The organism is Staphylococcus schweitzeri (assembly GCF_002902405.1).
Taxonomy (GTDB): Bacteria; Bacillota; Bacilli; order Staphylococcales; family Staphylococcaceae; genus Staphylococcus; species Staphylococcus schweitzeri.
This window is the reverse complement of record NZ_PPQS01000042.1, coordinates 185,273-199,904: the sequence shown is the minus strand read 5'-3', so window position 1 is coordinate 199,904 and position 14,632 is coordinate 185,273. Positions and strand designations below refer to the sequence as shown.

Genomic DNA, 14,632 nt, shown 5'->3' with positions numbered 1-14,632 from the left:
GAACCACTACATAATAAATCATTAGTGGTTCTTTATCATTTCTGTACCACTCCCTTATTATTTTGTCTAATTTTAACAATAAAAACGATGTTACAAATGTCAAAATCAATATTATTCAAAACGATATTAACGTACGTTCGTTATCCCTATATATGCATTTATATTTTTAAACATGTTCAATCTATCGACTTGAATTTTAAATCACACCTACGAAAATTCCCCTTAAAATACGCTAAAGGAGCTTAAAACAATAAATTGTTCCAGCTCCTTTGAACGTCGATGTCTTATTTATAATATGTTTGTCTAATTTCATCTTTCTTTATACCAAACTCTTTATATGACTTATCCATTAATTTTGCAATTTTGTCTGCCCAATAAATATCACTCGCATATTGATGTTGTGCTGGATTTTCTGGATTCCAACGCATTTGATATAAATTCAATTGATTATTTTCAAAGTATTCATTCCGAATGAACTTAGCTCCACCAAGAATTGCCTTATCTGGAGACGTCCATTGTTCCTTTTCCGCATAACTTTTCCCACTGCGAACAGCACTACTATCAAATGCTCCTATACCAAAGAAGTTGTAATAGCGTTTCTTACCAACTTTAATACCTTGCGCTAATTCTGATTTACCATTACCAGTTTCAACTAAAGCATGGCTTACAAGATATATGACATTAACCTCATATTTATCTTGGGCTTCTAGAAAAACTTTCCCTCGATTTTCTAAAATACCTTTACCTTTTAAAAGCTGATTAACTTCAGAATCTGACATTGGCACTCTTTCTGTGATATCCATGTATTTCATATCACTATCTTTATGTGAAATGGTCATAGCTTTAGCAATTTCATTACTATCCGCTTTAACAAATTTACCATGGTCTTCTTTAGTCTGAACAATGCCTTTCCCTTGTTGCATCGATACAGCTTGACCAAACGAATAATTCACATCATTTTTAAATAAACTCGTTTCATTCACAATAAGTAACACAGCAAATACAACTAAAATGATCATTAATAGTAGTGTTGATATACGTAACTTGAATTTCTTCTTCATATAGACAAAACCTCATTTTCTTACTTAGACAATAAAAAATATGCCACAACAATCGCTAATATTACGATTAAAAAAGAAGCGTTAACGATTACTTTCATCGTCGTTCTATCTCTGAACATCATATTAAAGACAACTAGACTAATTGATAATGAAACAGCAAAAAAAGTAATAGCTAATACTAACTTCATCATAAATAAACAAACTAAGCCTATGACTAATAAGGCATTAGATATTACAGCTGACGTTTTTAACATTCTCGAATTAATATGCACTCACCCTTTTTATTTAAATAACTTACATAATCATAATAATACATGATTTTTCATAGGCCTGTCGATGATTGATTCACAATAGCACGTGATTATTTTGTTTTTCACTATTATTCATTTATTCCAACAAAAAGTACCTTTTTAATTTTTATAGAAATTAAAGAAGAGGCTGGGAAATAAATCCCTAAAAAACAGCAGTAAGATGTTTTTCAATTAGAAAATATCTTACTGCTGTTCTCTATTTATACAATACTTCGTATTGAATGGCTTCGCTTTCCATTGTGATTTTATTCTTCTCTAGACATACCTTTTAACATATTAAGCATATAAGTTAAACTACGATTCATATCGTCATCTTTCAATACGCCCAATAGACTTCTTATAGTTGTCTTAGCATTTGGACTCGCTTGATTGGCAACGTGTAATCCTTTATTAACTTTATTTAGGAAGTCGCTTAAATCTGATACATTCAGTTCGCCTAATAAAAATACCATTGAAGCCATATTAGATAATAACCCTGTATAAATATCTTTATTAAGTTCAACCGCAAATTTATTTATGATGACTTGACGTCCTCGAATTGCTCCATTTAAAGCATCTAATAGTTTAGCATCATCTAATGTTTTAATGAGCTTGATTGCTTTTAAAATGCTATCTTTGTTTGCAGCAATTGCTTCAGTAACTTCGTTCAAGCTTTCTAATTTTATTTGTTCTTCCGATTTTTCTAAGCGTCTAATTTTAGATGATATTCTCTCAGCCATTATTTATCCACCTGATTTCCTGGGAAAACATAATCTGGACGTTCCCATTTTTTCTGTACTTGTACACTGTACTGCGGGTGACGTTTTTTGTTTACACGGAAGTTATTTGGATTTAAAGGGGATTTACCACGTTTCGTAATAACTTCTAAACGACAACTAGTTCGTTTATAAGATGGCGTATCCGTGTATTTATCAACATCACTATTTGTTAACAAGTTAATTGCACCTAAATCTCCATTTTCCATTGCATCATTGTTTAATGGAATATAAATTTCTTTGCCTTTAACACGATCTGTAACATGTACTTGTAATACAGCTTCTCCAGTATCAGAAATTAATTTAACTTCTGCACCTTCATGAATTCCTCTATCTTCTGCAAGTTCAGGAGAAATTTCAACAAATGCACGTGGCACTTTATATTTAATCATTGGTGTTTGATATGTCATGTTACCTTCATGGAAATGTTCTAACAATCTTCCGTTATTTACATGAATATCATAAAGCTCATCTTGTTTAAAGAAGTTATCAAATGTTAATGGGAATAGTTTCGCTTTACCATTATCAAAATTGAATCCTTCTAAGTAAAGTATAGGTTCATCAGTACCATCAGGTTGTACTGGCCATTGTAAACTATTGAATCCTTCTAAACGATCATAACTTACCCCCGCATATAGAGGTGTTAAACGTGCTACTTCATCCATAATTTCACTAGGATGCTTGTAATTCCAATCAAATCCTAATCTATTAGCAATCGCTTGGAAGATTTTCCAGTCAGGTTTTGAATCACCAAGTGGTTCTAACGCTTGGTATAAACGTTGAATACGACGTTCAGTATTAGTAAAAGTACCGTCTTTTTCAAGCGAAGGACTTGCTGGCAATACAACATCAGCGTATGTTGCTGTGAATGTTAAAAATTCATCTTGTACTACCATGAAATCTAATTTTTCAAATGCAGCTTGTACAAAATTAATGTTTGAATCCACAATACCTGTATCTTCACCATATAAATACAATGAGTGTATTTCTCCATCATGTATGCCTTCTACCATTTCATGATTATCTTTTCCAGCTTTTGGATTCAATTTAACGCCGTATTCTTTTTCAAATTTAGCGCGAATATCATCCGCTTCAATACTTTGATAACCAGTAATCTTATCAGGCATACTTCCCATATCACTACATCCTTGAACATTATTATGTCCGCGTAATGGATATGCGCCTGTACCAGGACGACGATAATTACCAGTTACTAGTAGTAAGTTTGAAATCGCTGTACTTGAGTCGCTACCGATGTCTTGTTGCGTAATACCCATTGCCCAACAAATCACAACAGATTCAGCTTTAGCACATTCTTCAGCAAATTTAATCAATTCTGATTCTGGTATACCTGTTGCTTCTTCAGCAAAGGCCATTGTAAATGTTTCTAATGATTTGTAATATTCATCAAAATCATCTACCCACTCATCAATAAATGCTTTATCGTGTAAATCATGATCAATAATATACTTAGTTACTGCGCTTAACCATGCTAAATCCGTACCTGGTTTAGGTTGATAAAAACGATCCGCACGTTCTGCCATTTCATGTTTTCTAATATCAAACACATGTATTTTTTGACCAAATAATTTTTGCGCACGTTTCATGCGTGAAGCAATAACCGGATGAGCTTCTGCAGTATTTGTACCAATTAACACTGACATTGCTGCTCTTTCTAAGTCTTGAATACTACCAGAGTCACCACCGTGTCCAACAGTTCTAAATAAACCTTTTGTTGCAGGCGCTTGGCAATATCTTGAACAGTTATCAACGTTATTTGTGCCAATAACTTGTCTTGCTAATTTTTGCATTAAATACGATTCTTCATTCGTCGCTTTAGAAGAAGAAATGAATGATAATGCATCTGGGCCATGCTTTTCTTTAATAGATGTAAAATTATCTGCAATGACATTTAATGCTTCATCCCATTCTACTTCATGGAACTCACCATTTTTCCTTACTAATGGTTTAGTTAATCGTTGATCTGAATTAATATGTCCCCATGAAAACTTACCTTTAACACAAGTAGCAATTTTATTTGCTGGAGAATCATGTGACGGTTGTACCTTCAAAATTTCTCTATCTTTCGTCCAAACTTCAAATGAACAGCCTACACCACAATATGTACATACTGTTTTTGTTTTATTAATGCGTTCTTTACGCATTTCTGCTTCAGAATCTGAAATCGCAAATAATGGACCATAACCAGGTTCTGCTTTTTTAGTCAAATCAATCATTGCCGCTAAAGAACCGGGTTCAGTATCGGTCATATACCCTGCATTACCTTCCATATTCACTTCCATCATGGCATTACATGGACATACCGTCGCACATTGACCACAAGACACACATGAAGATTCATTAATCGGTACATCGTTATCCCAAATAACACGTGGATGTTCACGATCCCAATCAATTCTAATAGTTTCATTCACTTCGATATCTTGACATGCTTCTACACAACGCCCACATAAAATACATTGATTTGGATCATAGCGGTAAAATGGACCATAATCCTTTTCATAAGGCTTTTCTTTATATTCATAAGTTTGATGTTGAAGCCCCCATGCATCCATCGTATTATGAATTTCACAATCACCATTATTGTAATCACACACTGTACAATACAACATATGCTTTTCTAAAATACGGTCAAGTGCTTCTTTTTGAGCATCTTTTACATCATTGTTCACAGTATTTACAGTCATTGGACGATCAATCACTGTACTACATGAACGTTCAATTTTACCGTCAATTTCAACAGTACACGTATCACACGTTTGAATCGGCCCCATCGATTCGTTATAACAAATTGAAGGTACAAAAGTATCTTGTGATTTAATAAACTCAAGTAAATTCGTACCAGGTTCTACAAGATAATCTTTTCCATCAAGTGTAACCACCAAATGTTCTTGCATATTACTCACCCCATCTATATATTTTTCCGTAAATGACTTTTTAAGTATTACTAAAACCCTACCTATAAAAAAATGCCCCCACATCTTTCAGATAGAATTACTTTAATTGTATTACTTTATACACTAGTTGTTAAGTAGAATTTTGTATTTTGCCTTTTTGCAATCATTTATATTTTAAATAATTAGTGCGAAATTTAAGCACTTTTCATTTAATTGAAAATCATAATCATATTTACTACTTTGATACTTATTCCATAAAATTAGTCATATCACTTATTAATACCCATTTTCCAGAAAATTATTAATTAAATCTATATAAATTTATTGTAGAAATAAATGACTATAACTAATAATCAAATCAAATTATTATCAATTAATGTATCTATATTTGGCTGATTGCATTTTACTCTAATCATTTAGAATATACCAAAGCCTGTAAATGAAAAGTTTAGCTCTTTTCACCTACAGGCTATTGCAATGTTTTTATATTAAATAAATAGACAATACACCCTATGCTGTCATTAAATTATTGACATGACGTCAAATATTGTCGCTAAAACACTATTCTAAATTATCTTTTAATAACTTGGTGCTTTCAGCTTTTGACTGCTCACTAGGAATGAAGTAATACAATCCGTCACTTTGAATACCGCCTTGACCACTTAATTGATGCTTATTAATTGTATCATTAGCATCTTTATAATTGCTTCTAATCGTGTTCAAGTCACCTAATGTTAAATCTGTTTTTACATTATTTTGAATTTCATTCATCAAGCTATTGAAATGCGCGATTGATGATGGACTAGCAATTTTATTTGCCATCGCTTCTAAAACAATTTGCTGACGCTGTTGACGACCAAAATCTCCACCAGCACCTTCTTCTTTACGACTTCTAATAAATTTCAAAGCTTGATCACCATTCACATGTGTTTGCTGACCTTTTGTAAAATGAATGCCATCAACTGTGAATGTATCATTACTTACTACATCAACCCCACCGATGCTATCTATCATATTATGCAAACCATCCATATCAATTGTCGCATAATGGTCAATTGGTACATTCATTAATTTTTCAAGTGATTTAACAGCCATATTTGGTCCACCATATGCATAGGCATGTGCAATTTTTTCAGTAGTACCACGGCCAACAATTTCCGCTCTTGTATCACGCGGTATACTTACTATTTCAGTTTTCTTCGTTTTAGGGTTTATAGATAAAATCATTATACTATCACTACGTTCTCCGCCACCCTTTTTCTTACGATCAGCATCCGAATCGACACCAAATAAAGCAATTGTAAATGGATCACCGTCTTTTAAACTCACTTTTTTATCTCTTAATTCTGACTTGTTACGATCTAACGGATTATGAATTTTATTGCCAGTAATAAATATTTTAGCAGCTACATAAACTACTGCTACAATCGCTAAAATGACTAAAATACCAAATACCCATAAAAATATTTTCTTAGGTAGGCTCATTTTACTTTTATTTGAACGCTTCAATCCCACCACTCCTTTATTATTCCATACATACTTTATCTGTTTTCCCTATTTATTATATAGTAAAATTATTTTTTTACTATACTTCTGAAGACGTATTACTATTTTCTGCTATTATTTCTATTTTCAAACATGACTATTTAGTTTCTTATATCCACCATTAGTATTTAAAATTTCTAGAATCTTTTGATGGCATGCCATGTTACTAATTATAAACGGACCACCTTTAAGATAATCAATCTTATCACCATTTAAAGATGTCATTTTCAAATTGAGTAGTTCCGCAAATAAAAATTGTGCTGCAATATCCCAAGGTTTAGGGTTTGTATTAATATGCGCACCAAACTGCCCTTTTGCAACACGAATTGAATCTAACCCACATGCTCCAACTAGCCGATAACTAAATGACGCATTAAATAGGTCTTGTACTGTTTCCATATTCATAACTTGCGCATTAAATGAAACAATTGCGTCTTTTAATGGTATAGGCTCCGGTGCTTTCAACTTCAAATCATTGTTAAAAACACCGACTCCTCTAATCGCTTTATACAGTTGCTTATGAGGATAATCATATATATAAGATAACATTGGTGTTCCTTCTACAAAGTAAGCCAATATAATACAATAGTCTTCTTGTTGTTTCACTAAATTTGCAGTCCCATCAATAGGATCCATAATCCATAAATTTTTAATATCTTTCGTAATCTTATCGTTACTTTTTTCTTCTGCTAACAACTCATGTTCTGGAAAATGTGTACATAGAAAAGTTTGAAATTGTTGCTGAATTTGCTTATCAACATTTGTTACTAAGTCGAATCTATGGCGTTTTGTTTCTGTAGTCATTTCATTTATCAATTGTGGAATAACATTGTCTATTTGTTTCAACCACGAACATATTAACGTATCTATTTGCTGTAATGTTTTATCTGTCATTTCGTCCACCACTTCTTATATCATAATCATTTTAGTATTACCCTATATCAAAAGAATCAAATATACAAATGAATTCTTAAATAATAATTTCCATAAAAAAATCGGCTAGTCACGTGCTAGCCGACAAATAGAAAGGAAAGTAAGTAATAAATATTGAAGATGTTGTGATGTAACTTGAACGATTAAAAGCTATCTGTTATATAGCTCTACCCCTTTGTTTAATCGCTCCCCCTGTTACAAATAATATAATAGCACAATCTTTTGTTTAATGTAAGCGTTTTCTACAAATTTTTACAACTTTTTTTAAAAAAGCTAATGAAAATGTCCTCATTGTCACTCTTATGTTATACTTTGTGTAATATATCATCATTAAGGAGGTGGCTGTCATGAATAAAGCTGAAAGGCAAAATTTAATTATCACTGCAATTCAACAAAACAATAAAATGACCGCATTAGAATTAGCTAAATATTGCAATGTTTCCAAGCGTACGATTTTACGTGATATTGACGATTTAGAAAATCAAGGTGTTAAAATTTATGCGCATTATGGAAAAAATGGTGGTTACCAAATACAACAAGCACAATCTAAAATTTCATTAAATTTATCTGAATCACAATTATCAGCCTTATTTTTAGTACTAAATGAAAGTCAGTCGTATTCGACGTTACCATATAAAAGTGAAATCAATGCAATCATAAAACAATGTTTAAACTTACCTCAAACACGATTGAGAAAATTGCTTAAACGTATGGATTTTTATATTAAGTTTGAAGATACACAACATATGACCTTACCTATGTTGTTTTCCGATATTTTAATTTATTGTACAGAGCGTAATGTGATGTTAGTAGATTATAAAGTAGATGATAAAATCAAAGCAGAAAATGTTATATTCATCGGTCTTTTATGTAAAAGTGGACACTGGCACGCCGTAATTTATGATATCGCAACAGATATGACTGCAGAGCTTGAGGTTGCAAATATTGTGGATATCTCATATTCTTTTGGCAAGACAATTCAAACAAGAGATATATCTATAGATAACTATCATCAATTTTTAAACCCCATCGATTCTTAAGCAACAGAATCAATGGGGCTTTCTTAACCATAAATTTGTACGACTGTCATAATAAATGACACAAAATTATTGGCAATATGTAGCGCGATAGTCGAACCTAAGTTTTTACCAGATTTCAAATAAGTAAATACTAAAATAATAGATAAAATTAGATATGGACCAAATTCAAATGGCGATTTCGCATCAGTAACATGAATAAATGCAAATAAAAACACCGAAATAATACTCATAACTATAAAATTAAATTTCTTACCTAATTCTCCTATTAAAATATGTCTAAAAATAAGTTCTTCGACTATAGGACCTGCAATCACAACTAATAGGAATGCTACTGGTAAAAATGCAGGCACTTCAAATATTTTATTTAGTTCAAGTTCATTCGCTGTTTCGCTATATTGTAAATGTTTAGGTAAAAACTGTGTCATAAATTCATATGTATAAATTAAGATGACAGCAATAATATATGTTATTAACAATCTAAGCCAATGCTTTTTTACATACGCAAAACCTGCATGAAGTCTTGAACGCATCACCTTCAAATGAAATAAACAAAACACTATGATACCAATGCTATATGCGCCAGCTTGTGCAACAGTCGCTACAAGTACAATGTCATTATCTCTTATAATATAATGTAACGGAATTGTTCCTACGGTAATTGCAATATTTAGTGCCACAAATAATACACCTATAATTGGAATTAAGAGTAAATCTCTCCAAGCTATATCTTTAAATGTATATTTCTTTTTTAAATTATCCACTGTTGTATCCTTCCCTTGTACTATCGTATTTTTAATTTTTGGAGGTACCATTATATGATAAACGAAAATAAGTATATTAGACAACAAATTATTGAATTGATTCAGCGAGTTGAAATGATTAAATACAATACAATCATGACATCGATAAATGTAGTACCTCTTGTCGATGAATTCAATCAAATCGTAAGTGATGAATTCAAAAAACACCAAAATCTTGCGCATACTTCTATTCAAAATTATAACCAAATCATCTATTATGAACTATTACAGCTTCTCACTAAACGTCCAATGTACAGAATCAATTATGGCAATAAAATTCAATATTTTAATTTTTATCACAAAGAACTCCATGATGCACTCTCCGAAATGAATTAACCTCAATTCAATTTACACATTAACCTTATTTTTCTACAATGCCATTTAGGCAAGTCATTTATTAAAATTCACTTTATTACATAAATTATACAATTAAAAAAATTCTTCAAATTGTAAAGATGTGATAATCGCGATATAATCATAGTGATTAAGGTGATAGATTGGGTCTTGTATGTCTATTTTTACTTGGGCTTAAATAAATGAGTACGTGATGTATAAATTGGGAATATACATTATGTCTTATAGTGATACATTTGTATCATTTGCACATGGGAGTATGCTATTTTTTAATCTATACACCTTAAAAAGTTTTACAGTTTTAATTTTCAATATCATTAAACAAACAACATTTTCAACTTATTTTTCATTCTCTTACGTTACAAGTTGTAATAGCATCGCGTTAAACAACAAAAGCCAACGCTAATAAACATATTGCGTTAAAGTGGAGTGATTAATATGTCAAACGTACTAACAGAAATAGATAGTCAGTATCCATACATGACTAAAAATGAAAAAAAGATTGCTAGCTTTATCCTTAATTCACCACAAAAAGTGATAAAAATGAGATCTCAAGACTTAGCAAGTTTATTAGATATTAGTACCTCATCAGTCATTCGATTTAGCAAAAAAATCACTGATGGTGGTTTTCATGATTTAAAAATTAATATCTCAAAATATGTACCAAAAGCGTCGTCAATTTATAATGTCGAACTCACAAATAACGAAAGTACAGAGTCGTTAAGAACCAAACTCCATACACGCACAACTCGTACACTTAATCATGCCAATAACGAATTAAACGACAAAACAATCGATCAAATTTGTCATTGTTTAAAACGTTCTGACACGATTTTCATTTATGGGTTTGGCGCTTCTTTTGTAGTCGCTACAGATCTTTATCAAAAATTATCAAGAATAGGTTTAAACATTCAACTCGTTCAAGAAACTCATATTTTTGCAACGTTATTAGCAACTCATAACTCAAACGACAGTGTCATTCTTATTACTAACAATGGTACACAAAGTGAAATGCAGTCTATGGTCAAAGTCATTGACAACTACCATATACCAATTATCACAATAACTAGCACAATGGATAACCCTGTAGCACAAGCATCAAATATTGTTTTAACATATGGGAAAACAGACGAAAATGAGATGCATATAGGAGCAACAACGTCACTTTTTGCTCAAATGTTCACGATTGATATCTTATATTATCGATACGTAGCTCTTAATTATCATGCATCATTAGATTTTATTACTCAATCTAAAATGGCCTTAGATAATTATCGTAAACATTTATCAAATATAAACTTTAAACATTAACAGTCTTATATAACTTCTTTAAATGCATCATTGCAACAATGTTCGTTTCATCAAAGTTTATATACACTTTAAAATACTTAGTCTATACCGATGACATCATGCTAAGGATATATTTTAATTAATTTACTATTGCAATTGACTGACGGTTTACACCATATGTCAATTGCTTTTTTAATACTGTTTTTGTATTTTAGAAATTCAGATTATCAATTATTGTTATGAGAATTATTCAATTATTCATTGAGCTCTTTAGTATGTTTACAACAGAATTAAACAATAGTGTTTACACTCTCATTTATAAATGTCATTTTCATTAATATAAATGTTAACTTCGTCCAATACTAAGCTAATTATGTATTACGAAGCACAAAAATATACGCCCAAACATAACAGCGACTCTTTGCTTTAATCAGCAAATTTCAATCACGTTATCGTATGGGCGTATTTATTATATTATTTAACTTTCACATTGTTTTTATTATATCTAATGAAATAATAAATTGTTACAACTGTTAAGAAGATTGCACCAATAATCACTGATACTCTCGTTTCTGCATTAAATACCATTCCTACTAATACTAATATTAAAAATAATATAGTTAAGTAGTTACTCACTGCGCCACCAGGCATCTTGAATGGATGGCCTTCCACTTCTTCAGGATGTAATTTTCTAAAGCGTAAGTGACTGAATAAAATCATAAACCAAGGAATCATACCTGGTAAAATTGATGCACTATATACATATACGAAAATGCTGCTAGCACCATCGATAAATAAAGGTAAAATTACATTTAATAATGCACCGATTAAAATACCAAGAGATACTGCAATAACAGTATACACAGGTACACCATTTTTCATAACTTTTGTGAATATTTTAGGCATTTCACCTTTATGCGCAAGTGTATAAATCATACGACTTGCACTAAAAATACCTGAGTTACAGCCAGACATTGCTGCCGTCAACACAACAAAGTTAATTAATGCTGCAGCAAATGTAATACCGATTTTCGCAAAAGTGGCAACAAATGGACTTCCGATATCACCTAATTGGTTCCATGGATATACAGAAACAATTACAAAAATAGCTCCAAGATAGAAAATTAAAATTCTCCAAATTACGCCATTTACTGCTTTCACAATATTTCGTTGAGGATCTTTTGTTTCCCCTGCTGAAATACCAATTAATTCTACACCTTGATAAGAACCTATAACAATTGATAACGCGAAGAAGAAGCCAACGATACCATTCGGCATAAATCCACCGTTTGTCCATAAATTAGAAATACCAACTGGATGTCCGCCATTTCCAAAACCAAAGAAAATAAGACCAAAACCAGCAATGATCATTAAAATAATTGTTACAACTTTAATTAAAGCAAACCAAAATTCAAATTCACCAAATGCTTTTACTGAGAATAAATTCGCTGCCATTAATAATAAAATAGCAATAACCCCCGGTATCCATGTTGGTAAGTCGGGATACCAGAACTTCATATATTCTCCTACTGCAATAACTTCACTCATACCAACTACAATCCATTGGAATATATTACTCCAAGCTGTCATATAGCCTGCTGCAGGATGTATATAATCACTTGCGAACGTAGCAAATGATCCTGTTGTTGGGTTCAAATAAATCATTTCACCCATTGCTCTCATGATTAAAAATAAAAAGATACCCGCAATTAAATATGCAAGGATAACAGATGGTCCTGTCCATTTAATTGTACTTGTTGCACCCATGAAAAGCCCCACGCCAATCGTACCACCAAGTGCAATCATTTGAATTTGACGGGCACTCAATCCCCTTTGTAGTTCATTGTTCTCCATAACGTCTTACCCCATCTCTGATTGATACTAAATAAATCCATAAAAAAACTTATTGACGTAATTATACTATAATTTATCGATTTTGGTACATTAATATTTACATATCATGTAATCGTTTACAGAACTACTATAGCAGGCTTTTTTGTATTTGCAAACAATTATTTTGTGATTTTTCTAAAAAATTAAACAAATTGCCCGCAAAACTTTCTGTATCATACAATTTCAAGTATTCTAAGTGATTATGATATAATTTGAATAATATTAAAAAGGAGCATTGAAATGTTAAAACAAATTTTACCTCGTGCTATTAAAATATCCTTAATCTTTGCAATAGTATTTTTTATCATAAATTATTTCAGCATGCAGAAACCAGATATTACTTATTTAATCGGAAGAAGCATCGTTGCAACCATTGCATTCATGCTCATATATCTCACACTGTTTACAATCATTAATTCTCCCGAACGTAAATACAAATTAGGAACAATTTTACCAATTGCTTTAATTATCGGAATCATTGTTGGCACTATGTTTTTAACCGTTCAAATCGGTGTTATTTCCAGTTTAATAATTAGTGTTATAGCTACTTTTCTATGGGAAATGATCGAAAAAAATAAAGGAGGTCGCTCATCATGACAACTGCATTAATTGGAGTTATTGTATTAATTTTACTAATCATAAGTTTCGTTCCAAATTACCGTGCTATGAGAGCAGCGAAAGAACAAGGCAGTAATGCAACAAGAGCTACGATTATGGTAGGTATAGATATAATCTTAATTGTACTTATCATCGTGACGTTATTATTAAAATATATGTAATAATAAAACCACCTTACCTTATTCACTATATGGTCGACGATAAGCTTATTTGTTGAAAAGCTTGCCATCATTTATATCCATATGTGCTAGGTATGGTGGTATTTTATTATAATTTACCTTGTAAAAGTAAAAAATAACCTATTGTTGCAAGTATAATATATATCATTGAACCAACAACGAAAGATCTTACTTGTATGCGAAGCGGTGTCTGCTTATTAAAAATTGGTCCTATTACCAAATTTCCAATCGCTAAAATTATTGGTCCAGCTAAAAAAAATAATATGATATATCCCATGTTAGGCCTCCTATTTCGAAAAGAAACGCGCCACGATTTGATCGCAGTTTAAATCTTTCGCTACATATTGAACAGTTGTAAAATCCTGCGCTCTAGTCATTTCATTTGTATTAACTATAACGTCTAATCCTGCTGTTATTGCCGCTGTTGCACCATTTACAGAATCTTCGATAGCCAAACATTGAGTAGGCATATAATTTAATTGTTGTACCGCTGTTAAATATAGTTCAGGATCAGGTTTAACGAGCTCAACATCTTCGCTACCAACGACAACGTCTATATAATTATCCAATCCAAGTGCATTAAAGGTAGGCATAATTTCTGCTTTTACACTACTTGTTGCAATTGCCATAGGTATATGACGTTGTTTTAAAAACGTCATTAAAGATTTAATCGTGTCAACCATAGGTAACATCGTACTTGTACGATGATGCTCTTCATATATTTTCTCTTTATTTTCTGAACCAATTACCTTAACTAAATAATCATGCAAATCAGTTGCTGCTCCCCCAATAGATGCACGATAAAAATCAATACTAATCGGCTCAACATTATAATTGTTTAAATGTTTATTAATGACATTAAACAAATGTTGTTCGGTATCTATTATGGTTCCATCGAAATCAAATATGACTGCTCTATACATTTGTCTTCTCCT

General features: G+C 31.6%; 15 protein-coding genes. 5 read left to right on the top strand and 10 right to left on the bottom strand.

What is annotated here, in order from left to right:
* Positions 1-284 precede the first annotated feature (284 nt).
* The 6 genes from CD116_RS10225 to CD116_RS10200 form a co-directional block, all read right to left on the bottom strand.
* Positions 285-1,061: an N-acetylglucosaminidase gene (locus tag CD116_RS10225; RefSeq protein ID WP_047549692.1), complete on the bottom strand. Its 777-nt coding sequence runs from the start codon at positions 1,059-1,061 to the stop codon at positions 285-287.
* A 20-nt stretch (positions 1,062-1,081) separates the two neighbouring features.
* Positions 1,082-1,315, bottom strand: a complete 234-nt coding sequence (locus tag CD116_RS10220; RefSeq protein ID WP_000921245.1) for a hypothetical protein — start codon at positions 1,313-1,315, stop codon at positions 1,082-1,084.
* 302 nt (positions 1,316-1,617) lie between these two features.
* Complete coding sequence (locus CD116_RS10215) at positions 1,618-2,091, bottom strand: helical membrane plugin domain-containing protein (protein WP_000840811.1); 474 nt, start codon at positions 2,089-2,091, stop codon at positions 1,618-1,620.
* Positions 2,091-5,045 carry a formate dehydrogenase subunit alpha gene (gene fdhF, locus CD116_RS10210; RefSeq protein ID WP_047549694.1) on the bottom strand — a complete coding sequence of 985 codons (2,955 nt, stop codon included), beginning with the start codon at positions 5,043-5,045 and terminating at the stop codon, positions 2,091-2,093. Before fdhF ends, CD116_RS10215 begins: the two co-directional genes overlap by 1 nt.
* Before the next feature lie 561 nt (positions 5,046-5,606).
* Entirely contained in the window at positions 5,607-6,554 is a 948-nt protein-coding gene (locus tag CD116_RS10205; protein WP_047529696.1) for an LCP family glycopolymer transferase, read from the bottom strand.
* A gap of 123 nt (positions 6,555-6,677) precedes the next feature.
* Positions 6,678-7,484 carry an inositol monophosphatase family protein gene (locus tag CD116_RS10200; RefSeq protein ID WP_047549697.1) on the bottom strand — a complete coding sequence of 269 codons (807 nt, stop codon included), beginning with the start codon at positions 7,482-7,484 and terminating at the stop codon, positions 6,678-6,680.
* A 386-nt stretch (positions 7,485-7,870) separates the two neighbouring features.
* Here CD116_RS10200 and CD116_RS10195 point away from each other — a divergent pair, with 386 nt between their 5' ends.
* Entirely contained in the window at positions 7,871-8,563 is a 693-nt protein-coding gene (locus tag CD116_RS10195) for a helix-turn-helix transcriptional regulator (RefSeq protein ID WP_047425982.1), read from the top strand.
* Positions 8,564-8,586: 23 nt separating this feature from the next.
* Here CD116_RS10195 and CD116_RS10190 read toward each other — a convergent pair whose 3' ends face one another.
* On the bottom strand, positions 8,587-9,324 hold the full coding sequence (locus CD116_RS10190) for a CPBP family intramembrane glutamic endopeptidase (RefSeq protein ID WP_047549698.1): 738 nt from the start codon (positions 9,322-9,324) through the stop codon (positions 8,587-8,589).
* A gap of 54 nt (positions 9,325-9,378) precedes the next feature.
* Between CD116_RS10190 and CD116_RS10185 the strand changes: the two genes are divergently transcribed.
* The gene (locus CD116_RS10185) at positions 9,379-9,699 is read left to right on the top strand and encodes a hypothetical protein (RefSeq protein ID WP_047549701.1); all 321 of its coding nucleotides are present in this window, start codon (positions 9,379-9,381) and stop codon (positions 9,697-9,699) included.
* 456 nt (positions 9,700-10,155) lie between these two features.
* The gene (gene rpiRc, locus CD116_RS10180) at positions 10,156-11,028 is read left to right on the top strand and encodes a pentose phosphate pathway transcriptional regulator RpiRC (RefSeq protein WP_047425976.1); all 873 of its coding nucleotides are present in this window, start codon (positions 10,156-10,158) and stop codon (positions 11,026-11,028) included.
* 453 nt (positions 11,029-11,481) lie between these two features.
* Here rpiRc and CD116_RS10175 read toward each other — a convergent pair whose 3' ends face one another.
* Complete coding sequence (locus tag CD116_RS10175; RefSeq protein WP_047425974.1) at positions 11,482-12,861, bottom strand: amino acid permease; 1,380 nt, start codon at positions 12,859-12,861, stop codon at positions 11,482-11,484.
* Between the two features lie 279 nt (positions 12,862-13,140).
* On the opposite strand from CD116_RS10175, the gene CD116_RS10170 reads away from it, so the two are divergent.
* Both CD116_RS10170 and CD116_RS10165 read left to right on the top strand, forming a co-directional pair.
* Entirely contained in the window at positions 13,141-13,497 is a 357-nt protein-coding gene (locus CD116_RS10170) for a hypothetical protein (protein WP_047529707.1), read from the top strand.
* Positions 13,494-13,679 carry a hypothetical protein gene (locus tag CD116_RS10165; RefSeq protein WP_000205309.1) on the top strand — a complete coding sequence of 62 codons (186 nt, stop codon included), beginning with the start codon at positions 13,494-13,496 and terminating at the stop codon, positions 13,677-13,679. The genes CD116_RS10170 and CD116_RS10165 overlap by 4 nt, the downstream gene beginning before the upstream one ends.
* 106 nt (positions 13,680-13,785) lie before the next feature.
* Here the strand turns inward: CD116_RS10165 and CD116_RS10160 are convergent, their stop codons facing one another.
* Both CD116_RS10160 and CD116_RS10155 read right to left on the bottom strand, forming a co-directional pair.
* Complete coding sequence (locus CD116_RS10160; RefSeq protein WP_047425971.1) at positions 13,786-13,974, bottom strand: hypothetical protein; 189 nt, start codon at positions 13,972-13,974, stop codon at positions 13,786-13,788.
* A gap of 10 nt (positions 13,975-13,984) precedes the next feature.
* Positions 13,985-14,620 (bottom strand): HAD family hydrolase, encoded by a 636-nt coding sequence (locus tag CD116_RS10155; RefSeq protein ID WP_047449536.1) that lies wholly within the window; start codon positions 14,618-14,620, stop codon positions 13,985-13,987.
* Between the last annotated feature and the right edge of the window lie 12 nt (positions 14,621-14,632).